This window comes from Actinoplanes sp. NPDC026623 (genome assembly GCF_040638275.1).
GTDB lineage: Bacteria > Actinomycetota > Actinomycetes > Mycobacteriales > Micromonosporaceae > Actinoplanes.
In genome coordinates, this window is the sequence record NZ_JBEZXZ010000295.1 from 1 (window position 1) to 7,621 (window position 7,621).

The window sequence follows — 7,621 nt, forward strand, 5'->3', positions numbered from 1 at the left end:
TCGCGGCCCGGCCCGCCGCCAGGTGCCCGTGCACGGCCTCGGTGCGCAGGCCGATGCGCTGCAGGGTGGCCGCGGCCCCGCCGAGGCGGCGCAGCACCTCCGGCGAGTAGCCGTGGCAGGCGGCCTGCGCCTGCGCCTCGGTGACCGCGGCCCGCGCCGCCCAGGCGGGGCGGCGCTGCCGCCGGAAGTCGGCGGCGGCCGCGGCGGCGTCCGCCAGGGCCGTGCCCGCGTCGCCCAGCTCCAGGGCCAGCCGGGCGCAGCGCAGCCGCGCCTCGGGCGCCATCAGCCGGGCACCGTGCCGTTCGAACTCCACCTCGGCCGACCGGGCCGCGGCCATGGCCTCGTCGAGCAGGCGCAGGTCGCTCAGGACGTCGGCGTACTCGAGCTGATGCTCGCCCAGCGGGAGACCGGCGGCGGCGTGCAGCCGGCCGGCCTCCTCGAAGCGCCGGACGCTCTCCGCGAGCTGTCCGGCGTGGAAGGTCGACCAGGCCCGGCTGTTGGCGATCACCGCGAGCAGCCGCGGGCTCAGCTCCCGGCAGAGCTCGGCGGCGTGATCGAGGTGGTCCAGCGCCTCGTGCGGGCGGCCCAGCTGGGTCTGCGCGTTGGCGAGGTTGTTGGCGGCCTTGACCCAGACGACCGGCGGGCAGGCCGGGTCGTCGAGCACCTCGCGGTAGGCCCGCTCGGCGGCGCGCACCCGGCCCCGGTTGTGGTCCAGGATGGCCAGTTGCAGGTGCAGGTCGGGGCGCTCCTCGGCGGCGATCAACGGCTCGGCCCGGCGCAGGTCGCGGGCCGCGGCGTCGTAGCGGCCGAGCTCGTGCAGCGCGACGGACCGGGTGACCAGCAGATCGCCGAGGCGGCCCGGCAGGCCGAGGCCGTCGGCCAGCCGGACGGCCTGATCGAGTATTTTTCTGGCGCCGTCGTTGTCGAGCGCGACGTGCCGCGCCCACGCCTGGGCGCGCAGACCCACGACGAGCGCCTCGGTGTTTCCGGCGGCCCGCGCCGCCCGGACGAGATCTTCTGCCTGCGGCGCGTATCTGGCCGGATCTAGAACGACTCTTCTGTACGCGGCGTCCGCCTCGTCCAGGAGGCTCACCTGAATGTCCACTTCGCAGCCCCCGAGTTCCCGGGTGGAGAACGACGCCAGCCTACCGATGGAAAGGGACAGTAAGCCATGACCCAGAACTGGCCACTACCGGACAACCGCAACGCCGAACAGCTCGAGCGGGACAGGACGGCCGTGCGGGCGCAGGTCTCGAACCTCGTCGCGCCGAATGACGACGCCGCCGCACGGCGGACGATGGACGAGGTCGTGGAGCGGATCCGCAGGCGCCAGCTGACGGCGTCCGACGATCAGGCGACCCGGTTCGTCAGCCACACCCCCGCCGACGGCACCGGGCCGTGGCTGTGCGCCGAGAACCGGCTGGTGATCGACGCCGACGCCGCGCAGTCCGCCCGGCTCGGCGGGCTGCTGGCCGGCTACGCCGCGGCCGACCGCGCGGGGCGCAGCTCGCGCCGCCGCACCCGGGTCTTCCGCGGGCCGAGCGGCAGGTCCCTGGACGCGCTGCGCAAGGACGCCAAGCGGCTCCGGGACGAACACAAGATCATGGCGGGCGTCAACGCGATCATGCCGCTCGGCTACATCGTCAAGGGCAACTCCTACCCGTGCCCGACCGTGGCGCCGGGCACCTTCGCGAGCAACGGCGGCGGCGAGCCGGTGCGGGTGGCGATCATCGACACCGGCCTGACCGCGGTGCCCCGCACCGACGCCTGGGACACCGGCGTGGTCCGCAACGGCACCGACGTGCTGGACATGGTGGCGCCGCACGACCGGATCGACTGGTTCGCGGGCCACGGCACCTTCGGGGCCGGCATCGTCCGGCAAATCGCCCCCGACTGCGAGGTGATCGTCTACCGCTACACCGGCGCCGACGGCATCGGCACCGACGAGGCGGCCGCGGACATGATGATCCAGGCCGCGGACGACGCCGCGGGCGGCCGGCTGATCATCAACGCCTCGTTCGGGGCGCCCGCCGTCGACGGCGTACCGCCGCTGGCGATGCGGGAGGCGGTGCGCTACATCTCCGCGACGTACCCGAAGGCGCTGATCGTCGCGAGCGCCGGCAACGACGGCAGCGACCGTCCGCTGTACCCGGCGGCCTTCCCGGGCGTGAAGGCGGTCGGCGCCCTGAACAGCGACCTGACCGCGGCGGCCTTCTCCAACCACGGCGACTGGGTGCACTGCTCGGCGGTCGGCGTGGGGATCGTGTCCACGTTCGTCGAGGGCAAGCTGCCGCCCGAGGCCGGCATCGGCGCGGACCTCAACTTCGCGGCGGACTCCTGGGCGGCGTGGAGCGGCACCTCGTTCACCGCGCCGCAGATCGCCGGCGCGGTGGCCGCACTCTGCGGCGACGACGGGGCGCTGGTGCCGTCGGCGGCCTTCGACCAGCTCATCGCGGGCCGGCCGATCCTGGACGACCTCGGCACGGTGGTGCACCTGCTGCCGGGCACTCCCACCTGATCGGGCTGGCTGATCGGGCTCGCTGATCGGGCTCGCTGATCGGGCTCGCTGATCGGGCTCGCTGATCGGGCTCGCCTGATCAGCGAGCCGTTTTCAGCGGTGTCCGGATGAGACTGCTCAGAGCAGTGTCCACTGCGTGGCCACCGCCGGGCCGTCGGCCCGGCGGCAGGTGAGGCTCATCGGTCCCGGAAGCACGTCGTCGATGACGAACAGGCCGCGACGGTCGGCGTCGACGCCGCGTGCTTTCGGGGCCGCCGGCTGCCGCACCTCGATGTAGGCGGGGCCCTGCGGCGCGAGGTGCCCGGTGAGCCGGCGCCGCCGGCCGACCGACTCGACCTGCACCGCGATGATCAATTCGTCCCGGCCCTGCTCGTCGACGATCTGGAAGGTGAGCTGCCGCGGCTCCCGCGCCGAGCCGCGCACGGCCACGGAACGCACGGAGGCGGCCGGGCCGTAGGAGTCCTCGACGAGCGCGGCCAGCTCGGCGTCCAGCCGGCGCAGCGTGAAGCTCTGCCGGGCCAGCTCCATCACCTCCGCCGGAGGCTCCTCGGCGTCGTTGAGCATGGCGGCCAGCCGTGCGAGCAGGGGACCGTCGTCCGGTGCCGTCGGGTCGTTCACCGTGTCTCCTCACACCGATGGGAAATTGCGTTGCGTGGCAGGTTCATCACACTCACGATCAGGCATCCGCGCCGCTGATACCTTCTGTCAGGAATTGGCGCAGGTAGGTCAGGCACCGCCCCCGCGTCGGGCCGAGGCTGCCGATCGGCATGTCGAGCGCCGCCGCCGCGTGCTCGTAGGACGGCCGCCCGTCCTCGGCCTCCACCACCAGGATCCGCAGCACCTGCTGACAGCGCAGGCTCAGCCGGCGGAACGCGCCCCACAACTCGGCGTCGCGGTCGGCGATCAGGAACGGCCGCTCCGGGTCCTCGTCCGGGCCGGTCGGCCGGTCCAGCTGCCACAGCTGGCCGACCGGCATGGCCCGCTTGGCCCGGCGCAGCGCGACCAGCGCCTCGTTGCGGCAGGTGGTGCCGATCCAGGCGCCCAGCCGGGCCGGGTCGCGCAGCGAGTCGAGATTCTCCAGCACCCGCAGCCAGGTCTGCTGGAAGACGTCCGCGGCATCGGCCTGGCTGAGCCGGTAGGCGTGGCAGGTGGCCCACACCCGCCGGCCGAACCGCCCGACGATCTCGTTCCACGCCGCCTGATCGCCGCCGGCCGCCTTGCTGACCAGCAGCGCCACGTCGTCGAACGGCTCGGTGCCGGTCATCTCTGCCTCCGATGTCACGCCCGGAGCCCGCGGGCCGCCGGATTTCACGCCCATCGGCCGCCGTAGATGTACCGATTTACCATAGACCAACGAGCAATTTTCAACCTGGCCCAGGACCGGTGGTATCCGGGCCGTCGACCTGTGGCCACGTTGAAAACGGCTCGATCAGACATCTCGGCGATCGGATCTCAGGTCGGATGAGGACGCAGACCAGTCCCGGGCGCCGTGCCGCAGCGCCCGGTCCAGGCAGATTACGTGCACCGCGACACGCCCGGGACGGCGGCACCGGCACCGCCTGCCCGACGGGACGAAACACCCGGCCCCCGGTGTCCATTTCGGTCCAACGGGGCCGGGCGGCGACCGATCAGCGGCGGCTATGTCCATTCCGACCCGCCGGGCGACGGGCCGATCAGAAACGGCGAAGCCGATCAAGGACTACGGGCCGATCAGGGGCGGCGGCCGAGGTTGATCCAGTCGGTGGACACCGGGCGGCCGCCGGCGCGGATCCGCAGCCGCACCGCGCCCACCGCCGGGGTACGCACGCTGAAGCACCCCGCCTCGTCGATCGGCGCCTCGGCGAAGGTCCCGTTCGGAGTCTGGCAGCACACCGTGCCGCCGTTCGCCGGGCTGACCTGCCCGATCGCGTCGCCGTCATCGTCGATCTCCGCGTCGATGCGGTAGCCGCCGCCGTCGAACACCAGCAGCCGGGCGCCGCCCGAGTCGCCGGCGCGGGTCGCCAGGGCGCCCTGCGACGCGGAGCTGTCGAAGGAAAGCTCGGCGAGGAACAGGTCCTCGTCGATGGTGCGCCAGCCGAACGCCGCCCGGGCCGCCGCGGCGAAGTCCGGCGGCAGCGCCTCGCGCGGGGCCAGCGCCTCGCGCAGGTCGGCGACGAGCGAGGGATCGTCATCCCACGGTAGCTGCGTCACGGCGGGCCTCCTTGCGAACGTGGCTATCAGATTGTCCCGCAGCGCCGATGAACGCCACCAGGGCGGGGCAGGTGCGCAGCTTGTGCACGCATCGGCCGCGGGTCGGGCCGATGCTGCCGATCGGCACGCCGAGGCGCTCGCCGATCTCCTCGTAGCTCAGCGGCGGGTCGACGAGCAGCAGCCCGACCAGCTGCCGACAGCGCGGCGGCAACTCGGCGTACGCGTCACGCAGCGCCTGGCGGCGTTCCTCGGCGAGCAGCCGTTCGTCGAGGTCGCCGGGGCCCCGGGCGGCAGCGCTCACCAGGGTCTCCGCGGCGCCGTCCAGCGGATCGAACAGCCAGGTGCGGCGGCCCGAGCGCAGCAGCCGCAGGCATTCGTGCCGGGTGGTCTGCACGATCCAGCTCGGCAGCGCCTCCGGTTCGCGGATCCGGTCCAGGTGCTCGACGAGCCGCAGCCAGACGGTCTGGTTGACGTCGGCGGCGTCGGCGCGGCTGAGCGTGAAGCGCCGGATCACCGCCAGGACCAGCGGCCCGTACCGGTCGATCAGCGCGCCCCAGGCCTGCTCGTCGCCGCCGGCGGCGGCGCGCACCAGGCACAGCGTGGAGACGCTCGGGCCATCGTTCGGAGGTTCGGTCATCATCATCGCCACCTCACACCAGCACCCCGTAGTCGGGGTGCCACCGCGGCCGGTTCAGCAGTTCGTCCGCCGCGGCCGCCGCGCTCAGGCCCTTTTCGCTCATCAGCGCCGCGATCCGCCCGGCGACGTGCGGCGCCGCGAACGAGGTGCCGGACCACCGGGCGAAGCCGTCGAACTTCTCCGGGGGTGCGCCCTTCACCTCGAGCACCCCGGTGACGTACGTGCTGGTGCGGGTGCCGTCGGCGCAGGCATCGACCCACGGGCCGAAGTTGCTGTATTCGGCGACCTCCGCGTCCTCGGCGGTGCCGCGCACGGCCGCCACCGCGATCACCCGCGGCAGCGCGGCCGGCCAGGCCGGGCGGGAGCCGCCGGCGTTGCCCGCCGCGGCCACGACCACGACCTTGTCGTCGAGCGCGGCGAGCCGGTCGGCCAGCGGCAGCGGCGCCACGTCGTCCTGGGTCCGGCAGCCCAGCGACAGGTTGATGATCGACACGCGACGGTCAAGCCGGTCGAGGGACCCGACGAGCGTCTCCTCGTCGCCGATTCCCATGTCGGACAGGGCGACCTCCGGGTCGAAGAAGACGTCCGGCGCGGACTGCCGCAGCACGCCGGCGACAAAGGTGCCGTGCCCGCCCTGCAGCGCCAGCACGTCGTCGTGGCGGTAGACGGCGTCCTCGTCGTCGGCCTGCGGCAGGTAGGCGTTGCCGAGCCAGGCGGGGTGGAAGTTCGCCGCGTCGCGCCAGATGCCGGTGTCGCAGACCCCGACGGTCACGCCCTTGCCCGTACCCGCTCCGGAGCGCGGCGGGGCCGGCGCGGCGACGGCGAGCGGGGCGGTTCCGGGGTTGCCCATGATGTTGTCGTAGCCGACGAGCACGTGATGCGGCTGCACCTCAGGCGGGGTGCCGCCCCACTGGCCCGGCTCGCGCAGCCGGAGCACCAGGCCGGGGATGTCGGCGTCGTCGGCGAGCAGGAAACGGCCGACGCTGCCGAACGGCTTGCCGTTCTGGAACGGCACGCCGGCCTCGCGCAGCCAGGCCGCCACCCGGCGGACGTCGGCCCGGGCGGCGAGCAGCTGGCCCGGCCGGTACCAGAATTCCCGGCCCGGCTCGGTGTAGGCGCGAATCTGCTTGTCCTCGGCGACGGCGGCCAGGAACGCGGCGCCGTAGCCGCCGTCCTCGCCGGCCGCGGCTGGGCCCGCCCAGCTCGGCAGGGCGGCCGCGGCCGCCGCGACGGCGGACCAGCGCAGCAGCCCCCGGCGGGTCAGCGGGCCCCGAACGAGGCGCGGCAGTCCCGATTTGAATCGGTCAGTTGACACAAGGTCCTCCGCAACGACCACTGAATGCGAGGCTGGTCCCACCGTCGGCGGGCCATCGGGCGAATCGGGAGAAATCTAACGGCCTTCCGGGCGCCGGCACTAGCAAAAAGCGGACAGGATGCGCGTGTGGCGGGTAGCGGACAGTCCTGGGAAACCCAGGCGGAGGACGCCCTGGGTGCGGTACAGCGCGACCCGCGCCAGGCGATCGGGATCGGACAGACGATTCTGGAAAGGTCCGACAACCCGCGGGCCCGCGCGATCGCCGCGCGCGCGGTGGGCCTGGCCTACCGCGAGCTCAACGAGCTGAGCGCCGCGGTGACGCACCTGCGCCGCGCGGTGCGGCTGGCGCGGCGCGGCGGCTCGGCCGAGCTGACCGCCCTGGCCCGGATGAGCCTCGGCTACGCGCTCGCCAACAGCGGCCGCAACGTCGCCGCGCTGCGGGAGGTCACCGCCGCGCTCCAGCACCTGAGCGGGCCGGACGCCGGGCGCGCCCGGATGCAGCGCGGCGTGGTCCTGCACTTCGCCGGGCGCTACGAGGAGGCGGCCCGCGACTACACCGCGGCCGTGGAGATCGCCCGGCAGGAGGGCGACGCGCTGCTCGAGGCGCGGGCCCGCAACAACCGCGGCCTCGTGCAGACCCGGCGCGGCATGTCGCGCGGCGGCGACGACCTGCGCCGCGCGGAGGAGATCTTCACCGGGCTGGGCCTCGACCTCGCGGCCGCCGACACCCGCTGGAACCTCGGCACCGCCGCGGCGCGCCGGGGCGAGGTCGCGGTGGCGCTGCGGGTCTTCGCCGAGGTGGACCGGCGCTACCACGAGCTCGACGTGCCCCGCCCGGCCCTGCAGCTCGACCGGCTGGAGCTGCTGCTGTCCGTGCCGCTGCCGGCCGAGGCCACCGAGGTGGCCGCCGCCGCGGTGCGCGAGCTCGGCGCCCGCGGCATGGCCTCGGACCAGGCCGAGG

Annotated in this window: 7 protein-coding genes and 1 pseudogene; 2 read left to right on the top strand and 6 right to left on the bottom strand. The window is 74.0% G+C overall.

Annotated elements, in window-relative coordinates:
• Nucleotides 1–1,093 (bottom strand): tetratricopeptide repeat protein (locus tag AB0F10_RS42560; protein ID WP_360639422.1); only part of this gene is annotated, 1,093 nt, incomplete at its 3' end.
• A 78-nt stretch (nt 1,094–1,171) separates the two neighbouring features.
• On the opposite strand from AB0F10_RS42560, the gene AB0F10_RS42565 reads away from it, so the two are divergent.
• Nucleotides 1,172–2,518 carry a S8 family serine peptidase gene (locus tag AB0F10_RS42565; RefSeq protein ID WP_360639425.1) on the top strand — a complete coding sequence of 449 codons (1,347 nt, stop codon included), beginning with the start codon at nt 1,172–1,174 and terminating at the stop codon, nt 2,516–2,518.
• 117 nt (nt 2,519–2,635) lie between these two features.
• On the opposite strand, the gene AB0F10_RS42570 is transcribed toward AB0F10_RS42565, so the two are convergent.
• From AB0F10_RS42570 to AB0F10_RS42590, 5 genes are all read right to left on the bottom strand, one after another.
• Entirely contained in the window at nt 2,636–3,136 is a 501-nt protein-coding gene (locus tag AB0F10_RS42570; protein ID WP_360639428.1) for a hypothetical protein, read from the bottom strand.
• A 58-nt stretch (nt 3,137–3,194) separates the two neighbouring features.
• The gene (locus tag AB0F10_RS42575) at nt 3,195–3,782 is read right to left on the bottom strand and encodes a sigma-70 family RNA polymerase sigma factor (RefSeq protein ID WP_360639430.1); all 588 of its coding nucleotides are present in this window, start codon (nt 3,780–3,782) and stop codon (nt 3,195–3,197) included.
• Nucleotides 3,783–4,228: 446 nt separating this feature from the next.
• The gene (locus AB0F10_RS42580) at nt 4,229–4,708 is read right to left on the bottom strand and encodes a hypothetical protein (RefSeq protein WP_360639433.1); all 480 of its coding nucleotides are present in this window, start codon (nt 4,706–4,708) and stop codon (nt 4,229–4,231) included.
• Nucleotides 4,686–5,345 carry a sigma-70 family RNA polymerase sigma factor gene (locus tag AB0F10_RS42585; protein WP_360639436.1) on the bottom strand — a complete coding sequence of 220 codons (660 nt, stop codon included), beginning with the start codon at nt 5,343–5,345 and terminating at the stop codon, nt 4,686–4,688. The genes AB0F10_RS42580 and AB0F10_RS42585 overlap by 23 nt, the downstream gene beginning before the upstream one ends.
• A gap of 13 nt (nt 5,346–5,358) precedes the next feature.
• Nucleotides 5,359–6,660, bottom strand: a complete 1,302-nt coding sequence (locus AB0F10_RS42590) for a S8/S53 family peptidase (RefSeq protein WP_360639439.1) — start codon at nt 6,658–6,660, stop codon at nt 5,359–5,361.
• A 126-nt stretch (nt 6,661–6,786) separates the two neighbouring features.
• Between AB0F10_RS42590 and AB0F10_RS42595 the strand changes: the two are divergent.
• Nucleotides 6,787–7,621: pseudogene (locus AB0F10_RS42595) on the top strand (hypothetical protein); the annotation flags it as partial.

Excerpts from the sequence above, each read along its gene's own strand:
- AB0F10_RS42565 (WP_360639425.1), top strand. The coding sequence starts at position 1,172 with ATGACCCAGAACTGGCCACTACCGGACAACCGCAACGCCGAACAGCTC.
- AB0F10_RS42575 (WP_360639430.1), bottom strand. The coding sequence starts at position 3,782 with ATGACCGGCACCGAGCCGTTCGACGACGTGGCGCTGCTGGTCAGCAAG.
- AB0F10_RS42585 (WP_360639436.1), bottom strand. The coding sequence starts at position 5,345 with ATGACCGAACCTCCGAACGATGGCCCGAGCGTCTCCACGCTGTGCCTG.